Annotated in this window: 17 protein-coding genes; 13 read left to right on the forward strand and 4 right to left on the reverse strand. The window is 62.0% G+C overall.

The window, feature by feature from the left end:
* The first annotated feature begins 36 nt into the window (after positions 1-36).
* The 9 genes from MHM88_RS11075 to MHM88_RS11115 are packed head-to-tail and all read left to right on the forward strand — an operon-like array spanning position 37 to position 10,652.
* Complete coding sequence (locus tag MHM88_RS11075) at positions 37-960, forward strand: carbohydrate ABC transporter permease (protein ID WP_239322336.1); 924 nt, start codon at positions 37-39, stop codon at positions 958-960.
* Entirely contained in the window at positions 960-1,808 is an 849-nt protein-coding gene (locus MHM88_RS11080; protein ID WP_239322337.1) for a carbohydrate ABC transporter permease, read from the forward strand. The genes MHM88_RS11075 and MHM88_RS11080 overlap by 1 nt, the downstream gene beginning before the upstream one ends.
* On the forward strand, positions 1,805-3,871 hold the full coding sequence (locus tag MHM88_RS11085) for an alpha-galactosidase (protein WP_239364474.1): 2,067 nt from the start codon (positions 1,805-1,807) through the stop codon (positions 3,869-3,871). Before MHM88_RS11080 ends, MHM88_RS11085 begins: the two co-directional genes overlap by 4 nt.
* Positions 3,868-5,583 carry an IlvD/Edd family dehydratase gene (locus MHM88_RS11090; protein WP_239364477.1) on the forward strand — a complete coding sequence of 572 codons (1,716 nt, stop codon included), beginning with the start codon at positions 3,868-3,870 and terminating at the stop codon, positions 5,581-5,583. The genes MHM88_RS11085 and MHM88_RS11090 overlap by 4 nt, the downstream gene beginning before the upstream one ends.
* A gap of 1 nt (position 5,584) precedes the next feature.
* Complete coding sequence (locus MHM88_RS11095) at positions 5,585-6,355, forward strand: SDR family NAD(P)-dependent oxidoreductase (RefSeq protein WP_239364480.1); 771 nt, start codon at positions 5,585-5,587, stop codon at positions 6,353-6,355.
* Positions 6,352-7,278, forward strand: coding sequence for a 2-dehydro-3-deoxygalactonokinase (locus MHM88_RS11100; protein WP_239364483.1), 927 nt, complete (start codon positions 6,352-6,354; stop codon positions 7,276-7,278). Before MHM88_RS11095 ends, MHM88_RS11100 begins: the two co-directional genes overlap by 4 nt.
* Entirely contained in the window at positions 7,275-7,880 is a 606-nt protein-coding gene (locus MHM88_RS11105; RefSeq protein WP_239364486.1) for a 2-dehydro-3-deoxy-6-phosphogalactonate aldolase, read from the forward strand. The genes MHM88_RS11100 and MHM88_RS11105 overlap by 4 nt, the downstream gene beginning before the upstream one ends.
* Positions 7,877-8,725: an SMP-30/gluconolactonase/LRE family protein gene (locus tag MHM88_RS11110; protein ID WP_239364505.1), complete on the forward strand. Its 849-nt coding sequence runs from the start codon at positions 7,877-7,879 to the stop codon at positions 8,723-8,725. Before MHM88_RS11105 ends, MHM88_RS11110 begins: the two co-directional genes overlap by 4 nt.
* Positions 8,726-8,732: 7 nt before the next feature.
* Entirely contained in the window at positions 8,733-10,652 is a 1,920-nt protein-coding gene (locus MHM88_RS11115; protein ID WP_239364507.1) for a beta-galactosidase, read from the forward strand.
* Between the two features lie 19 nt (positions 10,653-10,671).
* Here the strand turns inward: MHM88_RS11115 and radC are convergent, their stop codons facing one another.
* The 3 genes from radC to dnaK all read right to left on the reverse strand — a co-directional run bounded on the left by radC (position 10,672) and on the right by dnaK (position 14,738).
* A complete protein-coding gene (radC, locus tag MHM88_RS11120) occupies positions 10,672-11,442 on the reverse strand; it encodes a DNA repair protein RadC (protein WP_239364510.1) in 771 nt (256 codons plus the stop codon).
* A gap of 136 nt (positions 11,443-11,578) precedes the next feature.
* Positions 11,579-12,730 carry a molecular chaperone DnaJ gene (gene dnaJ, locus MHM88_RS11125; RefSeq protein ID WP_239322346.1) on the reverse strand — a complete coding sequence of 384 codons (1,152 nt, stop codon included), beginning with the start codon at positions 12,728-12,730 and terminating at the stop codon, positions 11,579-11,581.
* Between the two features lie 76 nt (positions 12,731-12,806).
* Positions 12,807-14,738 (reverse strand): molecular chaperone DnaK, encoded by a 1,932-nt coding sequence (gene dnaK, locus MHM88_RS11130; RefSeq protein WP_239364517.1) that lies wholly within the window; start codon positions 14,736-14,738, stop codon positions 12,807-12,809.
* Between the two features lie 207 nt (positions 14,739-14,945).
* On the opposite strand from dnaK, the gene MHM88_RS11135 reads away from it, so the two are divergent.
* The gene (locus MHM88_RS11135; RefSeq protein ID WP_239364520.1) at positions 14,946-15,548 is read left to right on the forward strand and encodes an alpha-ketoglutarate-dependent dioxygenase AlkB; all 603 of its coding nucleotides are present in this window, start codon (positions 14,946-14,948) and stop codon (positions 15,546-15,548) included.
* A 14-nt stretch (positions 15,549-15,562) separates the two neighbouring features.
* Here the strand turns inward: MHM88_RS11135 and MHM88_RS11140 are convergent, their stop codons facing one another.
* Positions 15,563-16,384 (reverse strand): ABC transporter permease, encoded by an 822-nt coding sequence (locus tag MHM88_RS11140; protein ID WP_239322349.1) that lies wholly within the window; start codon positions 16,382-16,384, stop codon positions 15,563-15,565.
* A 147-nt stretch (positions 16,385-16,531) separates the two neighbouring features.
* Between MHM88_RS11140 and cysQ the strand changes: the two genes are divergently transcribed.
* From cysQ to MHM88_RS11155, 3 genes are all read left to right on the forward strand, one after another.
* The gene (gene cysQ, locus MHM88_RS11145) at positions 16,532-17,302 is read left to right on the forward strand and encodes a 3'(2'),5'-bisphosphate nucleotidase CysQ (protein ID WP_255734600.1); all 771 of its coding nucleotides are present in this window, start codon (positions 16,532-16,534) and stop codon (positions 17,300-17,302) included.
* On the forward strand, positions 17,303-18,103 hold the full coding sequence (locus MHM88_RS11150; protein ID WP_239364524.1) for a 3-deoxy-manno-octulosonate cytidylyltransferase: 801 nt from the start codon (positions 17,303-17,305) through the stop codon (positions 18,101-18,103).
* A 179-nt stretch (positions 18,104-18,282) separates the two neighbouring features.
* Positions 18,283-18,786, forward strand: a 504-nt coding sequence (locus MHM88_RS11155; protein ID WP_239364529.1) for a UTP--glucose-1-phosphate uridylyltransferase, incomplete at its 3' end; no start/stop codon positions are given.

Consider the following 18,786-nt stretch of genomic DNA (forward strand, 5'->3'; position numbering starts at 1 on the left):
CCGAAGGCGGGTGGAAAGTACCCCGGGAGACCTCCTATGGCTGACACAGCCTTGCCGCTCACAGATCGTGCCCCCGGTTGGATTCGACGCAACCGGCAGGCCCTTGCACCGTTCCTGTTCCTGTTGCCGGGCACGTTGTTCTTCTTGTTCTACGTGATCTTTCCGATCCTCCAGAGCTTCAACCTCTCGTTCTATCGCTGGGATGGACTGGGAGAGCCGCTTTATGTGGGCATGGAAAACTACGTGGAGCTGATGGACGATCGCGCGTTTGAGGTCTCCTTGTGGAACAATCTGAAATGGCTGCTCCTGTACCTTCTGGCGATCCCCGCCGGCCTGGCGATCGCGTTGTTCCTAAATCAGAATGTCGTCGGTATCCGGCTCTACAAGTCGTTGTTCTTCTTTCCATTTGTCATCAGCCAAGTAGTCGTCGGTCTGGTGTTCAGCTGGTTCTATGATCCAACCTTTGGCTTGCTGAACCAGATCCTCGGTTTTTTTGGCTTTGGCACGCTGAACGTTCTTGGTGACCCCAGCCTTGTGACCTACGGGATCATCCTTGCCGGTCTTTGGCCGCAGACTGCCTATTGTATGATCCTTTATCTGACGGGGCTGAATGCGGTGGACCCGGAGCAGGTGGAGGCTGCGCGCCTTGATGGGGCCAAGGGCATGAAGATGCTGTGGTATGTGATCATTCCCCAGCTGCGGCCCGCGACCTTCATTGCCTTCGTGGTGACGATCATCGGCGCGCTGCGCTCCTTTGACCTGATCTCCATCATGACCAACGGCGGACCGTTTGGATCGTCGCGTGTGCTGTCGTTCTACATGTTTGAAAAAGCGCTGTCGGAATACGGCTTCCGCATGGGCTATGGAGCGGCGATTGCCGTGGTGCTGTTCCTGATCATGCTGTGCTTTATCGCCTATTTCCTGTGGTCGATGTACCAAGAAGAGAAAGGGGGCCGCTGATGTTCCCGCGTCCGATCCAGAAATCCTCGCCCGCCTGGGCCGCCACCTATCAGGCCATGGTGCCGATGGCGCTGGTGCTGTGGCTGCTGCCGCTGATCGCGGTCGCCGTGTTCTCCATCAAGCCGGATGTGGATTTCACCACCGGCAATTACTGGGGCTGGCCGTCCGCCTTCAAAGGGTTCGAGAACTACGGCAAGGTGTTCTTTGCCTCCGACATGCCGCGCTATCTGATGAACTCGGTGCTGATCACGGTGCCGACGGTGATCGGGGCGGTGGCGCTGTCCTGCATGACGGGTTTTGCGCTGGGCGTGTATAAGTTCCGTGGCAACCTGTTGTTGTTCTTCATGTTTGTGGCGGGGAACTTCGTGCCCTTTCAGATCCTGATGGTTCCGGTGCGCGACCTGACGCTGGATCTGGGTCTTTATAATACCAAGACCGGCCTGGTGCTGTTCCACGTTGCTTTTCAGACCGGGTTCTGCACCCTGTTCATGCGCAATTTCATTCGCGCCCTGCCGTTTGAGTTGATCGAAGCGGCGCGCGTCGAAGGCGTCGCGGAGTGGCGGATCTTCTGGTTTGTGGTGCTGCCGCTGATGAAGCCCGCGATTGCCGCGCTGTCGGTGCTGATCTTCACCTTCATCTGGAATGACTATTTCTGGGCGGTGGTGCTGACGCAGGGGGCTGAAAGCCAGCCGGTGACGGCGGGGATCACCTCTTTCAACGCGCAATATCGCGCGGCCTATCACCTGATGAGTGCCGGCTCGATCGTGGCGGCGCTGCCGCCGGTGGCGATGTTCTTCCTGATGCAGCGACATTTCATCGCCGGTCTGACCCTCGGGGCGGTGAAATGAGCGACGATCTGCACCTCTGGCGGATCGATGCGCCGGGTCAAACGCTGGTGCTGTCGTCTGACGGCGGTCTTCCCGGCGCGCTCTACTGGGGGCCTGCGCTGCTGCCGGAGACGGATCTGGCCGCACTGGCCCGGGCCTGCGAACAGGAAGTGACCGGCGGGATGATTGATCGGCTGCCGCCGCTGTCGCTGTGTCCAGAGGCGTCACTGTCGTTTGAGGGGCAGCCGGGTCTGGTGGCCTATCGCGATGGGGCACCGCTCCATCCGCGGTTCCGTCTGGAAGACACCAACGGGGCGCAGTTCACCTGCCGGGATCGCGATCTTGGGCTGACGCTGTTGTTTGATTTTGAGGTCCGGGGCGAGACAATCGCCGCCTCGACCACGCTGATCTCGGATCGGGAGGTCACCCTGCACCACCTTGCCGCGCCGGTATTCCCGGGGCCGCAGATGGGACATGAGATCGTCGATGTCTCCGGCCGCTGGATCGGGGAGTTCCAGATCGAACGCGCACCATGGCGAGCGGGGATCCACACGCGCGAGGCGCGCACGGGGCGCTCCGGCCATGAGCATCCGCCCTTGGCCTATTTCCCCGAAGCCGGCGCCAGCAATACCCAAGGCACCGTCTTTGCCATGCATTACGGCTGGTCCGGTGGGCATGTGATGCTCGCCGAAGAGCTTCCCTCCGGACGGCGGCAGATCCAATGGGGCCATGCGACGGGGACCCGTGCGGCGGGTACCAAATTCCGCACCGCGCCGCTGTATCTGGCGGTGTCGCAGGCAGGCTTCAACGGCTGTGCCGTCGCCTTTCAACGTCTGCTACGCGATCATGTGGTTGCCTGGCCCAAGCCCGAAACCCCACGCCCGGTGCACTACAATTGCTGGGAGGCGGTCTATTTCAATCATGATTTCGCTGTCCTGAGCGAGATCGCAGAGCGGGCGGCCAAGCTTGGTGCGGAACGTTTTGTGCTGGATGATGGCTGGTTCGGGAGACGCGATGACGACACGTCGTCGTTGGGCGATTGGGACATTGATTGGCGTAAATGGCCCGAGGGGCTGACGCCGCTGATCGACCACGTGGAACGCCTCGGCATGACCTTCGGCCTGTGGGTGGAGCCGGAGATGGTGAACCTTGACAGTGATCTGGCGCGGGCGCATCCGGACTGGATCCTCGGCCCGGCGGATCAGATTGAGGGACGCCAACAGCGGGTGCTGGACCTGTCGCGCGACGACGTGCGGGCGCACCTGTTCCGGACGCTGTCGACGATCCTGAGCGACAACCGGATCGACTACCTGAAATGGGACCATAACCGCCTGCTGCCGATCACCGATGCGGCTCAGGCAGAGGGTATCTACGCGCTGCTGCGGGATCTGCGCACGGCGTTTCCGGAGGTCGAAATCGAGAGCTGCGCCTCGGGCGGGGGGCGGATCGATGCAGGTATCCTGAGCCTCACGCAGCGGGTCTGGCTCTCGGACAGCAACGACGCATTGGAACGCTTGCGGATCCAGCATGATGCGGCGCTGTTCCTGCCGATAGCCGTGACGGGATCGCATGTCGGCCCGCGGATCTGCCATACCTCGGGACGGAGCATCGACATGCCGATGCGCGCCTGGGTCGCGGCCCAGCGGCACATGGGGTTCGAAATGGACCCCCGCGAGTTGACAGAGGCGGAGGCCGAGGTGCTCACCTGGGTCACTGCCTGGTGGAAGCACAATCGCCATTGGCGGATGGGCGCGGATATTCTGCGCCTAGACAGCGCGGATGACACTGTGATCGCGGAACAGCAGCAGGCGGCCGATGGCAGCCGCTTTGTGGTCTTTGCCGGCAAGGCGCGGACCTCGCATCAGATCATGCCGCGCCCGCTGCGCCTGACTGGTCTCGATCCCCAAGCGCTTTACCGGATCGACCTCGTGAACCGGGAGGATCTGCACCACCTGTCGCGCGGGCGCACCGCACTGAAAGAGGGACCGCTCACGCTCAGCGGTCAGATCCTGATGCAACAGGGGCTGACCCTTCCCTGGCAATTTCCTGAAACGATCTGGGTGATCGAAGGAGAAAAACTATGACCAAAGACCGTCGCAGCCGTGGCTGGTATGGCAAGCTGGACAAGGACGGCTTTATTCACCGGTCCTGGATGAAAAACCAGGGCTTTCCCGATCATGCCTTTGACGGGCGGCCGATCATCGGGATCTGCAATACGTGGTCCGAACTGACACCCTGCAACTCCGGCCTGCGGGACCTTGCCGAAGGGGTGAAGCGCGGCGTTTGGGAGGCGGGCGGCTTTCCTGTCGAATTTCCGGTGATGTCGCTGGGCGAAACCCAGATGAAGCCGACGGCGATGTTGTTCCGCAACCTTCTTGCGATGGACGTCGAAGAATCGATCCGCGCCTATGGGATCGACGGTGTGGTGCTGCTTGGCGGTTGCGACAAGACCACGCCGGGTCAGTTGATGGGCGCAGCCTCCGTCGATCTGCCCGCGATCGTTGTTTCCTCGGGGCCGATGCTGAACGGCAAATACCGCGGTCAGGACATCGGGTCCGGCACCGACGTCTGGAAATTCTCCGAAGCGGTGCGCGCGGGCGAGATGACGCTGAAGGACTTCATGAACGCCGAGTCGGGCATGAGCCGCTCCAAAGGGGTCTGCATGACCATGGGCACGGCCTCGACCATGGCGTCTCTGGTCGAGGCGATGGGGATGTCGCTGCCCACAAACGCGGCGCTGCCTGCGGTGGATGCGCGTCGCATGGCGCTGGCGCATCTGACGGGCAAGCGCATCGTCGAGATGGTCGATGAAGACCTGAAACCCTCAGACGTGCTGACCAAACAGGCCTTCGAGAACGCCATTCTTGCCAACGCTGCGGTCGGCGGCTCCACCAATGCGGTGGTGCATCTGCTGGCGCTGGCCGGTCGGGTTGGCGTGGAACTGGACCTGAAGGATTTCGAGATCGGCTCCGAGATCCCGCTGCTGGTGAATTGCATGCCCTCCGGCACATACCTGATGGAGGATTTCTGCTACGCGGGGGGCATGCCCGTGGTGCTGAAGCAGCTGCAGGACAAGGGCCACCTGAGATCCGCACGGACCGTTCTTGGTGGTGATATCACCACCTATGCCGACGGGGCGGAGTGTTTCAACGACGATGTCATCCGCGGTTTCGACGCGCCGGTGAAACCTGCTGCCGGTTTGCGGGTGCTGCGGGGCAACCTGGCGCCGAACGGGGCCATCGTGAAACCCTCGGCGGCCTCCGATCACCTGCTGGAACACGAAGGCGAGGCCTATGTGTTCGAGAGCATCGAGGACATGAAAGCCAATATCGACCGCGAGGATCTGCCGGTGACGGCGGATAGCATTCTGGTGCTCAAGGGCTGCGGACCAAAGGGCTACCCGGGGATGCCCGAAGTGGGCAACATGCCGATCCCGCGCAAATTGGTGACCCAGGGGGTGAAGGACATGATCCGGGTGTCGGACGCGCGCATGTCCGGCACCGCCTTTGGCACCGTGATCCTGCATGTCTCGCCCGAGGCGCAGGCGGGGGGACCGTTGGCGCTGGTCAAGACCGGCGACCGCATCCGGGTGTCGGCCACCAAGGGCGAATTGGAGCTTCTGATCTCCGCCGAGGAGATGGAGACCCGCCGCGCCGCATGGCAGCCGGACGCGCCGCACTACACCCGCGGCTACGCAAAACTTTATATCGATCACGTCCTTCAGGCCGATCAGGGCGCGGATCTGGATTTCCTGGTGGGCAAGGACACCCGCCCGGTAACGAGGGAGAGCCACTGACATGGATCTGAACGCAACTTTCCACGATCTGGAGGGCGCCTCCGTCTTCATCACTGGCGGTGGATCCGGTATCGGCGCGGCCCTGACCGAGGGGTTTCTGCGGCAAGGGGCCAGGGTGGCCTTTGTCGGGCGATCCGACGCCAGTGAGTTTGTCGAGCGGATGGAGGCCGAGACCGGCACCCGACCGCTGTTCATTCAATGTGACATTACCGATATTTCGGCGCTTCAGGCCGCGATTGCCCAGGCGGCAGACGCGCATGGCCCCGTTGGTATCCTAGTGAACAATGCGGCCAACGATCAACGCCACGCGACTTTGGATGTCGATGAGGCGTTCTGGGACTGGTCGCAGGCGGTGAACCTCAAGGCCTATTTCTTTGCCTGCCAGGCAGTGGTGCCGGGGATGCAACAGCTCGGCGGCGGGGCTATCGTGAACTTCACCTCGATCAGCTACATGATGGGCAACAGCGGGTATCCCGCCTACACGACCGCCAACTCCGGCATCAATGGCATGACCCGCAGCCTTGCGCGCGAATTCGGACCTGATCGCATCCGCGTCAACGCGCTCGCACCGGGGTGGGTCCTGACTGAAAAGCAGCTCGACAAATGGGCGACGCCCGAGGGGCTGGCGGCCCATCTTGAACGCCAATGTCTCAAGGATCACCTCGCGCCACAGGACATCGTCGAGTCCACGCTCTTTCTGGCATCGCAGTCCAGCCGCATGATCTCCGGTCAGGCGCTGGTGGTCGATGGCGGTGTCGTGGTGTCCGGATGACGGATCACACCAATACCAGCGCCGCCTGGGTCGCTGTGGACTGGGGCACCTCTCATCTGCGCCTGTGGCCCATGGGGGAGAACGGTCGCCCCCTGCGCCGCATCGACTCTGACAAGGGTATGGCGAGTCTGGCGCGTGAAGACTATGAAAAGACCCTATTGGCCTTGTTAGAGCCTTATATCGAGTCTGGACGGACGCTGAATGTCCTCTGTTGCGGCATGGTTGGCTCGCGCCAGGGATGGTGCGAGGCCCCCTATCTCCAAGCCCCCTGCGCGCCGCCGGGATTTGACACCGCAACCCGCGTTGAAACATCCGATCCGCGGATCGAGGTGCATGTCCTGTCGGGGGTGAAACAGCTTCATCCCGCCGACGTCATGCGTGGGGAAGAGACACAGATTGCGGGGGTCCTGGCGCTGTCTCCCGACCTGTCGGGCGTGATCTGCCTGCCCGGGACCCACACCAAATGGGTTCTGGTCGAGGACGGGGAAATCAGGCAATTCTCGACCTTTCTGACGGGCGAGCTGTTTCAGCTGCTCGGCACGTCCTCCGTTCTGCGCCATACTCTGGCGAGGGACAGCTGGAACAGCGCCGCATTTGAGGCCGGATGCCGTGCCGGCAGCCAGTCACCGCAGCTGCTTGGCAACCTGTTGTTTGGTCTGCGCGCCGAAGCGCTGCTGACCGATCTCGATCCGGTGGAGGCCAGGTCGCGGGCGTCGGGGCTGCTGCTGGGGCTCGAAATCTCGGGCATGCGTCCCCTCTGGCAGGGAAAGACCACGATTCTGGTGGGCGAAAGCGACATCGCGCAGGCCTATGCCACAGCGCTTGCGATCGAGAACGCCGAGGCACGGGTGCTGGACGCCGAGCAGGTCACGCTTGCCGGATTGGGCGCAGCGCGCGCAAATGACATGAGGAACAGACCATGAGCCGCAACATCATCGCCATCCTGCGCGGACTGACGCCGGAAGAAGCGCTCCCGGTAACGGATGCCCTGCTGGAGGCGGGCATCACCCAGATCGAGGTGCCGCTCAACTCGCCCGATCCCTTCGACAGCATCGCGCGGATGGTCGCCTATACCACCGGCCACGCCCAGGTCGGCGCGGGCACTGTCCTGGACCGTGCCGATGTTCAGCGGTTGCAGGAGATCGGGGCGAAGCTGGTGGTGTCGCCCGATTGCAATCCGGATGTGATTGCCGCCACAAAGGCGGCCGGGATGCTGTCCTTTCCAGGTGTGTTTACGCCGACCGAAGCCTTCAGCGCCCTGCGCGCCGGTGCGGATGGCCTGAAATTCTTCCCGGCCTTCAAGCTGGGGATCGACGGGTTTGCGGCGGTCAAGGCCGTCTTGCCCACACAGACGCAAACCTTTGCCGTCGGTGGTGTCGGGCCGGAGAATTTTGCCGACTGGAAAGCCGCCGGGATCACCGGGTTCGGGATCGGGTCCAACCTCTACAAACCCGGGCGGGGCATTGCCGACATCGCCGCCAGAGCGCGGGACATGGTCTCGGCCTATGATGCGGTGTCGGTATGACCGTGGCGGAGGTCTTCAGTTCCCACAGGTGTATTCTGGGGGAAGGGCCGCTCTGGCACCCGGAACGGCAGCAACTGTTCTGGTTCGATATCCTCGGCAAGCGTCTCCTTACTGTCGAGGGCACCGAGGACCATATCTGGCAGTTCGAGGAATGTGTCTCGGCGGCGGGCTGGCTGGACCGCGATGCCTTGCTGATCGCCAGTGAAACCGGGCTCTGGCGTTTTGATCTGCGTTCGCAAGAGCGCGATCTGATCTGTGCGCTGGAGGCCGACAATCCGCTGACCCGGTCCAACGATGGCCGGGCTGACCCTTGGGGCGGCTTTTGGATTGGGACCATGGGGTTCAATGCAGAACCGGGCGCAGGGGCGATCTATCGCTTCTATCGCGGGGAGCTGCGCAAGCTGGTGCCCCATGTGACGATCTCGAATGCGATCTGCTTTGCCCCGGATGCAAGCTGCGCCTATTACGCAGACACCAAGGCGGGGCGCATCATGCGTCAGCCTCTGGCTGCGGCGGACGGCTGGCCGGAGGGTAAGGCGGATGTTTTCCTCGATGCCAGCAGGGAAGATTTCGGAGTTGATGGGGCCGTCGTGGACAGGTCTGGACACCTCTGGAACGCGCAGTGGGGTGCTGGCCGCGTGGCCTGTTATAGTCCCGAAGGCGCCTTGTTAGAGACTGTTCAGGTGTCGACACCTCAATGCTCCTGCCCGGCCTTTGGCGGCGCAGACCTGTCGACCCTCTTTATCACGACGGCGGCCGAAGGGTTGGACGACCCAAATGCCGGTCAGACCTATTGTGCCCTGACAGGCGCAACCGGTCAGTATGAACACAAGGTCATTTTGTGAGGATGACATGAAGCGAAGCCTGGGCACCTGCTACTATCCCGAACACTGGCCCGAGGAGATATGGACCCAAGATGCGAAGCGCATGGCTGATATGGGGCTCAGCTGGGTGCGCATCGGGGAATTTTCCTGGGCAAAACTGGAGCCATCGCCCGGCCAGTTGCAGTGGGACTGGCTCGACCGCGCCATTGACGTGCTGGGCCAGCATGGGCTGCGGGTTGTGCTGGGCACGCCGACGGCCACGCCACCGCGCTGGATGGCGGACCGGTATCCGGACATGTTTGCGGTGGATGCTGACGGGCATCCGCGTGGGTTCGGCTCCCGCCGCCATTATTGTTTCAGCCACAGAGGGTATTTTGCCGAAAGCCAGCGGATCACCCGACTGATGGCAGAGCGTTATGGCGCCAATCCCCATGTGGCGGCGTGGCAGACCGACAATGAGTACGGATGTCACGACACCACCCTGAGTTATTCCGAAGCGGCACGGGTGGCGTTTCGGGACTGGCTGCGGGATCGGTTCGACGCGGACATATCTGCGTTGAACGCTGCCTGGGGCAATGTCTTCTGGTCGATGGACTACCGTGACTTTTCCGAAATCGGATTGCCCAATCTCACCGTAACGGAACCCAATCCGGCACATGTGCTGGCCTTCAAGCGGTTCAGTTCGGATCAGGTTGTTGCCTTCAACCGGGCGCAGGTCGAGATCATCAAGCAGTTCTCGGACGCGCCGATATCGCATAACTATATGGGGCGTATTACGGATTTCGACCACTTCAAGCTGGGCGAGGATCTGGAAATCGCCACATGGGACAGCTATCCGCTGGGCTTTCTCGAAGATCGCGTTGGGGCGACACCGCAGGAGCAACGCGCCTATGCACGGCAGGGAGATCCGGATTTTCAGGCTTTGCACCATGACCTCTATCGCGCCGTGGGGCGCGGTCGTTGGTGGGTGATGGAGCAGCAACCGGGGCCTGTGAACTGGGCGCCCTACAACCCCGCGCCTCTGCCCGGCATGGTCCGGCTCTGGTCCTGGGAAGCCTTTGCACATGGCGCAGAGGCCGTGTGCTACTTTCGCTGGCGACAAGCGCCCTTTGCCCAGGAGCAGATGCATGCTGGTCTCCTGCGTCCGGACAGCGAGGAGGCGCCGGCGGCCGTCGAAGCCCGTCAGGTGGCAGAGGAGATCAACACAGCGCCGATGGTTCAGCCTGCGCAGGCCCCCGTCGCCCTCCTGTTCGACTATGATGCGGACTGGGCGTGGTCGACGCAGCCACATGGCGCCGGGCTGAGCTATTTTGGCCTGGTCCTTGATCACTACAAGGCGTTGCGCCGCGCAGGCTTGAGCATCGATATATTGCCCGCGACCGTGCGGGAGTTCGGCGGCTATGATCTGATCCTTGCGCCGGGATTGATGCATATGCCCGAAGATCTGAAAGCTGCTCTGGCGGATTGCGAAGGTGACGTGCTCTACGGGCCGCGCACCGGGGCGCGGGATGCGCATTTCAACATTCCGACCGCGCCTCTGCCCCCCGCCTTGCCGGGGCTGGATGTCATCGTGTCGAGGGTGGAGAGCTTGCGTCCGGATATGCCTGTGCCGCTGGCTGGGGGCGGCGCCGCCACGCGGTATCTGGAGGAGCTGGAAGGCGATGCGGAGGTCCTTCTGTGCACCGCCGACGGGGCGCCGGTGGCGATGCGCAACGGAGAGCAGATCTACTGCGGAGGATGGCTCGATGCAGAAGCTCTGGATCGACTGATTGCCCAGGTCGGGGCGGCGGCGGGTCTGGCCATGCGACGCCTGCCGGACGGGGTGCGCACCCGCCGCACCGCAACGGAGGAGTTCTGGTTCAACCATACGGCGGTGCCGGTTGAGACGGAGGTTGGGCTTCTGCCTGCGGCAGGCGTAGTGCGCCACGGCCTTGAGGCTGGGGAATGACAGGGTTCCGCGCCGGGGCTCAGCACAGCAGGCCCTCGGCGCGAAAGGACAGCTCCTGCGAGGCGCCGATGATGAGGTGATCGTGCAGGGTGACGCCCAGGGCCTCAAGCGCGGCCTCCACCTTGCGGGTCATGGCAATATCCGACTGCGATGGGGTGGGATCGCCGGAGGGGTGGTTGTGGACCAGGATCAAGGCACTGGAATTGAGTTCCAGCGCCCGTTTTGCAACTTCGCGCGGATAGACCGGCACGTGGTCGACCGTGCCGCGCGCCTGCTCCTCATCGGCGATCAGAGCGTTTTTGCGATCGAGGTAGAGCACCCGGAACTGTTCGGTTTCGCGATGGGCCATGGCGGTGTGGCAATAGTCCAGAAGCGCGTCCCAACTGGAGATCACCTGTCGCTGCATCACCCGGGCGCGGGCCATGCGCTGGGCGGCAGCTTCCAGGATCTTGAGGTCGCAGATCACCGCCTGGCCGATGCCCTGTACGTCGCCGAGGCGTTCGGGGGAGGCGGTGATTACGCGGTTGAAGTCGCCGAAGTGGTCCAGAAGCTGGCGCGCCAGTGGTTTTACATCCTGGCGCGGGATGGACCGGAACAGGATCAACTCCAGAAGCTCGTAATCGGGAATGGCGGTGGCGCCCCCGGCCATGAAACGCGCCCGCAGACGGGAGCGGTGGTCCTTGATATAGGACGGAAGGCGCCCCCCCTGCGGCAGCTTGGCGGCAGGGGGGGCATCGCGCTCCTCAAAGAGAGGCAGCATCTGTTCTTCGAAACGACCCGATTTTCCCATGTCGCTAGGGTGCGGTCAGCTTGGTTAGTGAGATGTTAACGTGTGGTGGCGAAACCGTAAGGCTACCAAAAAGAAAAACGCCCCGAAGGGCGTTTTACAGGTTGAGACGGGCTTGCGCCCGTCGGTTGGACCAAGATCAGCCCTTCATGCCATCCCAGAAGCTTTTGACCGATGAGAAGAAGCTGCGGGTTTCAGGGTTGGTGTTTTCCTCTGAAATCTCGTCAAACTCCTTCAGGATCTCCTTCTGGCGCGCGGTGAGGTTCACGGGGGTTTCCACCGCGAGTTCGATGAACATGTCACCGGTGCCGCCGCCGCGAAGCGCCGGCATCCCCTTGCCGCGCAGGCGCATTTGGCGACCGGACTGGCTGCCCTCCGGGATCTGCACGCGGCCCCGGCCACCGTCGATGGTCGGAACCTCGATCGCCCCGCCCAAGGCCGCTTTGGCCATGGAGACCGGAACCCTGCAATGCAGGTTGTTGCCTTCGCGTTCAAACAGCTCGTGCCGCGTGACCTCGATAAAGATATAGAGATCGCCCGGGGGACCACCGCGCAGGCCTGCTTCACCTTCGCCGGCAAGACGAATGCGGGTGCCGGTTTCCACGCCTGCCGGGATGTTCACCGACAGCGAGCGATCCTTTTCCACCCGGCCATGGCCGTGGCAGACCTTGCAGGGGTTCTTGATGATCTGACCCAGGCCCGAACAGGTCGGACAGGTGCGTTCAACGGTGAAGAAGCCCTGCTGCGCGCGCACCTTGCCCATGCCGGAGCAGGTCGGGCAGGTGGTCGGTTCGACCCCGCCTTCGGCACCGGTGCCCTCGCAGGCGGTACAGCTGACGGAGGTTGGCACATTGATGGTCTTGTGCAGGCCGGAGAAGGCCTCCTCAAGCGACAGGCGCAGATTGTAGCGCAGATCGGCGCCCCGGGTGGCGCGCTGACGCCCGCCACCACCGCGTCCGCCGCCCATGAAGTCGCCGAAGAGGTCATCAAAAACATCCGAGAAGGCGGAGGAAAAGTCACCACCCGGATGGCCACCGCCGCGCGCACCACCGCCGCCCATGCCGTTTTCAAAGGCGGCATGGCCGTAGCGGTCATAGGCGGCCTTGCGCTCCGGGTCCTTCAGGACGTCATAGGCCTCGTTGGCTTCCTTGAACTGCGCTTCCGCATCCGGATTGTCGGTGTTGCGGTCCGGGTGCAGTTCCTTGGCTTTCTTGCGAAAGCCTTTCTTGATCTCGTCGGCGCTGGCCCCTTTAGAGACCCCGAGCACCTCGTAATAGTCACGTTTTGACATCGGAAAATCCCTTCTGCCTCAACGAAAGAGGGCCGGTCCGGGATCGGACCGGCCCACCTTTGGCCAAGGTGCAGCCTTAGCGCTTGTTGTCGTCCAGATCCTCGAACTCGGCATCCACGATGTCATCATCGCCGGGGCCTGCGGCCGACTCGTCGGCTGCAGCGGATGGGTCCTCCGCCTCGCCACCTTCTTCAGCCTGCGCCTTGTAGATCGCTTCACCCAGACGCATCGCCGCTTCGGTGACGTTCTGAATGCCGGATTTGATCTTTTCGGCGTTGGCCTTGTCGCCTTCGAGGTCGTCCTTGAGCGCGGCGATTGCCAGTTCGATCGCCTCGATGGTGGACGGGTCCACCTTGTCGCCGTGATCCTCGATCGATTTCTCGGTCGAATGGATCAGGCTTTCGGCCTGGTTGCGCGCCTCGATCAGCTCGCGGCGTTCCTTGTCCGCCTCGGCGTTGTCCTCGGCGTCCTTGACCATCTTTTCGATGTCATCGTCCGACAGGCCGCCGGAAGCCTGGATGGTGATCTTCTGTTCCTTGCCGGTGCCTTTGTCCTTGGCGGACACGGAAACGATGCCGTTGGCGTCGATGTCGAAGGTCACTTCGATCTGCGGCATGCCGCGCGGCGCTGGCGGGATGTCCTCAAGGTTGAACTGACCAAGCATCTTGTTGTCCGATGCCATCTCGCGCTCACCCTGGAACACGCGAATGGTCACGGCGTTCTGGTTGTCCTCTGCGGTGGAGAAGACCTGGGACTTCTTCGTCGGGATGGTGGTGTTGCGGTCGATCAGGCGGGTGAACACGCCACCGAGGGTTTCGATGCCCAGGGACAGCGGGGTCACGTCGAGCAGGACAACGTCCTTCACGTCACCTTGCAGAACGCCGGCCTGAATGGCGGCACCCATGGCAACCACCTCATCAGGGTTCACACCCTTGTGCGGCTCCTTGCCGAAGAATTTGGTCACCTCTTCGATGACCTTGGGCATGCGGGTCATACCGCCAACCAGAACCACCTCGTCGATGTCCGATGCAGAGAGACCGGCATCCTTCAGCGCGGCCTGGCAGGGCTTCATCGAGTTCTTGATCAGGTCGCCAACGAGGGTCTCCAGCTTCGCACGGGTCAGCTTCATCACCATGTGGAGCGGCTGGCCGGTGGACGAATCCATCGAGATGAACGGCTGGTTGATCTCGGTCTGGGACGAGGAGGACAGCTCGATCTTGGCTTTCTCGGCGGCCTCTTTCAGGCGCTGCAGCGCCATCTTGTCCTTGGTGAGATCGACGCCATGCTCTTTTTTGAACTCATCCGCGAGGTAGTTCACGATGCGCATGTCGAAGTCTTCACCGCCGAGGAAGGTGTCCCCGTTGGTGGATTTCACTTCGAACAGGCCGTCGTCGATTTCGAGGATGGTGACGTCGAAGGTACCACCACCAAGGTCATAGACCGCGATGGTCTGGGTGTCGGCCTTGTCGAGGCCATAGGCCAGCGCAGCCGCGGTCGGCTCGTTGATGATGCGCAGCACTTCGAGGCCCGCAATCTTGCCGGCGTCCTTGGTGGCCTGACGCTGAGCGTCGTTGAAGTAGGCCGGAACGGTAATGACCGCCTGGGTCACTTCATCGCCGAGATAGCTTTCGGCGGTTTCCTTCATCTTGCCGAGGATGAAGGCGGAAATCTGGGAGGGGGAGTATTTCTCGGTCTTGGCTTCCACCCAGGCGTCGCCATTGCCGCCGTCGATCACGGCGAAGGGCAGGTTCTTCTTGTCCTTGGCGAGGTCACTGTCGTCGAACCGGCGACCGATGAGGCGCTTCACACCAAAAATGGTGTTGTCCGGGTTGGTCACGGCCTGGCGTTTTGCCGGCTGGCCAACAAGGCGCTCTTCATCGGTGAAGGCGACGATGGAAGGGGTGGTGCGTGCACCTTCTGCGTTCTCAATCACACGCGGCTGAGAGCCGTCCATGATGGCAACGCAGGAGTTGGTGGTACCGAGGTCGATCCCGATCACTTTGCTCATTGTGTTCGATCCCTTTTACTTCACAAGGCGATTACCCGAAGCCGAAACCCGTTTTGGCATTCCGGCCCCGATTCAGTTGCGGTAGGATCTGCATCCAACCGCTTCCCGGGGTATATAGGGAGCGAAAATCACCCCTGCAACCGCGTCATTGCCCCGTCATAGGCAATTCTGAGCGCTTTTGCGGCAAACAGAGTAAAGATTGGGTAAATGGCACGGCTGAAGGTGCGCGGATTCGAGATTCACAAGGGATTTCTGTCGGTGGAGGCGCAGCAGGCGCTGATTCACGCCCTGCGCCCGGTGTTGCGCGCCGCGCCCCTGTTTTCACCGGATGTGCCCGGGGGCGGCCAGATGTCGGTGCGCATGACCTCGGCGGGGCGGTTTGGATGGTACAGCGACAAGAGCGGATACCGCTATATCGAGCAGCATCCGTCCGGACAGGCTTGGCCGGAAATTCCCTCCGATGTCCTGAGGGTCTGGACGGATCTGGTGGACCGGGACCGCATGCCGGATTGCTGTCTGTTCAACTACTACGGCGAGGGCGCGCGCATGGGGTTGCATCAGGACAAGGACGAGGCTGATTTCTCTTATCCCGTGGTGTCGATTTCCCTGGGAGATGACGGGCTGCTGCGCATGGGTGGTACTGTGCGCAAGGAAAAGACGGAATCGATCTGGCTGAACTCAGGCGATGTGGTGGTGATGGGTGGCGATGCGCGCCTTGCCTATCACGGGGTTGATCGCATCCGATTCCGCTCTTCCCGCTTGTTGCCAAAAGGCGGTCGGGTGAACCTCACACTGCGGGTCGTCACCTGAGGGCGGGCGCTGCATCAGCGCCGCGCACTCCAGCTGAGAGAGACGGCGCGGCGGGTGTAGAATTCACCCATGAGACCCAGCACAAAGAAGATGAGCGCCAGCCATGCGGCATATTCCCACCAGGTGACATGGGGGTTGTAGTTGATGAAGATATAGCCGCGCGCCTGGTCGATAGTGTGAAACAGCGGGTTCCAGATGAACATCGGCAGCATGTATCCGGGCAGAGAGTTGGCCAGTACCATCTTGCCCGAGAACAGCATGTTTGACCGTTGGTAGATCGTCGAGATGATCCCGATCGCGCCCGGCAGCCAGGGTTTCAATACATAGAGCACCAGTCCGATCGCCGCGCCGGAGGCCCAGGAGAGAAGCAGCATTCCAAAGGCGGGAATGGGTTCCTCAATGTGGATCGGGGTGAAGGCCACGTGATAGGCGAACAGGATGATCAGCATCGACAGCACCTGCAGATAGAGCGCGCCGATGGCCGCCGACAGGATGGCGATGGTGGTGTTCATCGGCGCATGCTGCATCATCGGGCTGGACGCGCCCTCGGCCCCCACCACCGCCCCGACGGTCTTTGTGTGGGTCATGAACAGGAACACGCCCGACATCATATAAAGCAGGAAATCGCCCCGGATGGCGCCACCGCGCATGCCAAGCACGGAGAACATGAAATAGAAGAACATCACGAACATCACCGCCTGCACGATGTTCAGCGCCAACGCCATGAAGGCGTTGTTGTGCTTTGACCGCACACTGCGCACCACCGAGTGGAAGACGACTTCACCCAGGGTTATGGCGCGGGACAGCGCGGATCTATCTTTGCGATACTGGAACATGGCCTCAATTTCAGCAGTGCGTTGCTCATTGTTGCACGGATTTCTTGCCGATCCATTGCGATGCGAGCATAAGGAACGCAAATCTTTGTGGCAACTTGTGGGTCTTTGGGAGTTTTTGCAGTGAATTATGACGAACTGGTCGTGGAGATGCGGCGCCTTGCGCTGGAGGCCGGGGACAAGATCATGGAGATCTACAACGCCGATGACTTCGATGTGAAAGTCAAATCCGACGACAGTCCGGTGACCGAAGCGGATGAAGCGGCAGATGCCCTGATTTCCGCCGGGCTGCGCGCCGCCTTTCCCGGTGTGATGCTGGTGACGGAGGAGCAGGCCGAGTCGCACAGCGCCAAGGGGGATACCTTCCTGATCGTCGATCCGCTGGACGGGACCAAGGAATTCATCAACCGTCGCGGTGATTTCACCGTCAATATCGCCTATGTCGAAGCGGGCATCCCGACGCGCGGGGTGGTCTATGCTCCGGCGCGCGCGCGGATGTTCTACACGCTTGCCGATGGCACATCGGTCGAGGAGAAAGGCCCCTTTGCACAGGATGTGGCGGGAGAGACCTCCGCTCTCCGTGTGGCGGACAGCGACAATGCGGCGCTGATGGTGGTGGCCTCGAAATCGCACCGCGACCAGGCCACTGACGACTACATCAACAAATACAACGTCAAGGACATGAAAAGCGCAGGCTCGTCGCTGAAGTTCTGTCTGATCGCAACCGGAGAGGCGGATCTATATCCCCGCGTGGGGCGCACCATGGAATGGGACACCGCGGCGGGACATGCCGTCCTCAGCGGTGCGGGCGGCAAGGTGGTCCGCTTTGATGATCACAGCCCGCTGGTCTACGGCAAAGAGGGGTACGCGAACCCATTCTTTATCGCCTACGCGCCCGCCGTTGAGTTGAAAGAGGCCTGAATGTCCGTTCTGATCGTTATTCCGGCACGCTACGCATCGACGCGGTATCCCGGCAAGCCGCTGGCAGAGCTGACAGGGGCGACCGGTCAGAAGCGCACGCTGATCGAACGCTCCTGGCGGGCGGCGCAAGGGGTGGCCGGCGTTGACCGCGTGGTTGTGGCGACCGATGACGACAGGATCAGACAACACGCAGAAAGCTTTGGCGCGGAGGTCGTGATGACCGCGCCAGAGTGCGCCAACGGCACCGAGCGCTGTGCCGAAGCACATGCGGCGCTTGGGGATGGCTACGAGATCGTGGTGAATTTGCAGGGGGATGCCCCTTTGACACCACATTGGTTTGTCGAGGAACTGGTCGCCGGGTTGCGCACCGCACCGGATATGGGGCTGGCGACACCGGTCCTGCGTTGCGACGGTTCGGCGCTGAACAGCCTGCTGGCTGATCGCAAGGCGGGACGCGTTGGCGGGACCACCGCAGTCTTTGCAAGCGATCAGAGCGCCCTGTATTTTTCCAAGGAGGTGATCCCCTATACCTCCAGCAGCTACGCGGACGTGGATGCGACACCGGTGTTCCATCATGTCGGGGTCTATGCCTATCGCCCGGAGGCGCTACGCAGTTACCCCTCCTGGTCGGTGGGGCCGCTGGAAACCCTTGAAGGATTGGAGCAGCTGCGGTTTCTGGAGAATGGCCGGCGCATCCTCTGCGTCGAGGTCGAAGCGCGGGGCCGGGAGTTCTGGGAATTGAACAACCCGGAGGATGTGCCGAAAATTGAGACCATGATGCGTGCAATGAACCTCGACTAGGCGAATTCTGCCGGAATTGTGCTGCTTGTTTCGGCAGGTCTCGGCACCATGACCGGGGAGGTCGGGGCGAATGTCCGCTCAGCCGCAAACCGATCCAACCGGACGATCTCTTTGACCCGCGCTTCCGGAGACCGGGTGCCATGCAGCACGAGACGTCTCCAAGAATAGAGTATGAACAAATGCGTAGAAAAGTAAGCAAAGCCATTTTTCCGGTTGCGGGTCTCGGGACCCGGTTTCTGCCGGCCACCAAATCCGTTCCCAAGGAGATCATGACCCTGGTCGACCGGCCGCTGGTGCAATACGCCATCGACGAGGCGCGCGCGGCGGGCATCAAGGAATTCATCTTTGTCACCTCGCGCGGCAAGGGCGCGCTGGAGGATTACTTCGACCATGCGCCGGTGCTGGAGCAGGAGCTGCGCAAAAAAGGCAAGGACGAGCTGCTCTCGGTGTTGAAAAACACCAATATGGAGTCCGGCGCCATCGCCTATATCCGCCAGCATCAGGCTCTTGGTCTGGGGCACGCCGTGTGGTGTGCGCGCCGGTTGATCGGCAATGAGCCCTTTGCGGTCATGCTGCCCGATGACGTGATCGCGGCGGACAAACCCTGCCTGCAGCAGATGGTCGAAGCCTATGAGGAAACCGGCGGCAATATGGTGGCGGCGATGGAAGTCGCGCCCGAGAAG

Source organism: Epibacterium sp. MM17-32 (assembly GCF_022348205.1).
Lineage (GTDB): Bacteria > Pseudomonadota > Alphaproteobacteria > Rhodobacterales > Rhodobacteraceae > Epibacterium.

Bases quoted from the DNA above. Each gene is read 5' to 3' on its own strand.
- MHM88_RS11075 (WP_239322336.1), top strand. From the start codon at position 37: ATGGCTGACACAGCCTTGCCGCTCACAGATCGTGCCCCCGGTTGGATT.
- MHM88_RS11080 (WP_239322337.1), top strand. From the start codon at position 960: ATGTTCCCGCGTCCGATCCAGAAATCCTCGCCCGCCTGGGCCGCCACC.
- MHM88_RS11085 (WP_239364474.1), top strand. From the start codon at position 1,805: ATGAGCGACGATCTGCACCTCTGGCGGATCGATGCGCCGGGTCAAACG.
- MHM88_RS11090 (WP_239364477.1), top strand. From the start codon at position 3,868: ATGACCAAAGACCGTCGCAGCCGTGGCTGGTATGGCAAGCTGGACAAG.
- MHM88_RS11095 (WP_239364480.1), top strand. From the start codon at position 5,585: ATGGATCTGAACGCAACTTTCCACGATCTGGAGGGCGCCTCCGTCTTC.
- MHM88_RS11100 (WP_239364483.1), top strand. From the start codon at position 6,352: ATGACGGATCACACCAATACCAGCGCCGCCTGGGTCGCTGTGGACTGG.
- MHM88_RS11105 (WP_239364486.1), top strand. From the start codon at position 7,275: ATGAGCCGCAACATCATCGCCATCCTGCGCGGACTGACGCCGGAAGAA.
- MHM88_RS11110 (WP_239364505.1), top strand. From the start codon at position 7,877: ATGACCGTGGCGGAGGTCTTCAGTTCCCACAGGTGTATTCTGGGGGAA.
- MHM88_RS11115 (WP_239364507.1), top strand. From the start codon at position 8,733: ATGAAGCGAAGCCTGGGCACCTGCTACTATCCCGAACACTGGCCCGAG.
- radC (WP_239364510.1), bottom strand. From the start codon at position 11,442: ATGGGAAAATCGGGTCGTTTCGAAGAACAGATGCTGCCTCTCTTTGAG.
- dnaJ (WP_239322346.1), bottom strand. From the start codon at position 12,730: ATGTCAAAACGTGACTATTACGAGGTGCTCGGGGTCTCTAAAGGGGCC.
- dnaK (WP_239364517.1), bottom strand. From the start codon at position 14,738: ATGAGCAAAGTGATCGGGATCGACCTCGGTACCACCAACTCCTGCGTT.
- MHM88_RS11135 (WP_239364520.1), top strand. From the start codon at position 14,946: ATGGCACGGCTGAAGGTGCGCGGATTCGAGATTCACAAGGGATTTCTG.
- MHM88_RS11140 (WP_239322349.1), bottom strand. From the start codon at position 16,384: ATGTTCCAGTATCGCAAAGATAGATCCGCGCTGTCCCGCGCCATAACC.
- cysQ (WP_255734600.1), top strand. From the start codon at position 16,532: ATGCGGCGCCTTGCGCTGGAGGCCGGGGACAAGATCATGGAGATCTAC.
- MHM88_RS11150 (WP_239364524.1), top strand. From the start codon at position 17,303: ATGTCCGTTCTGATCGTTATTCCGGCACGCTACGCATCGACGCGGTAT.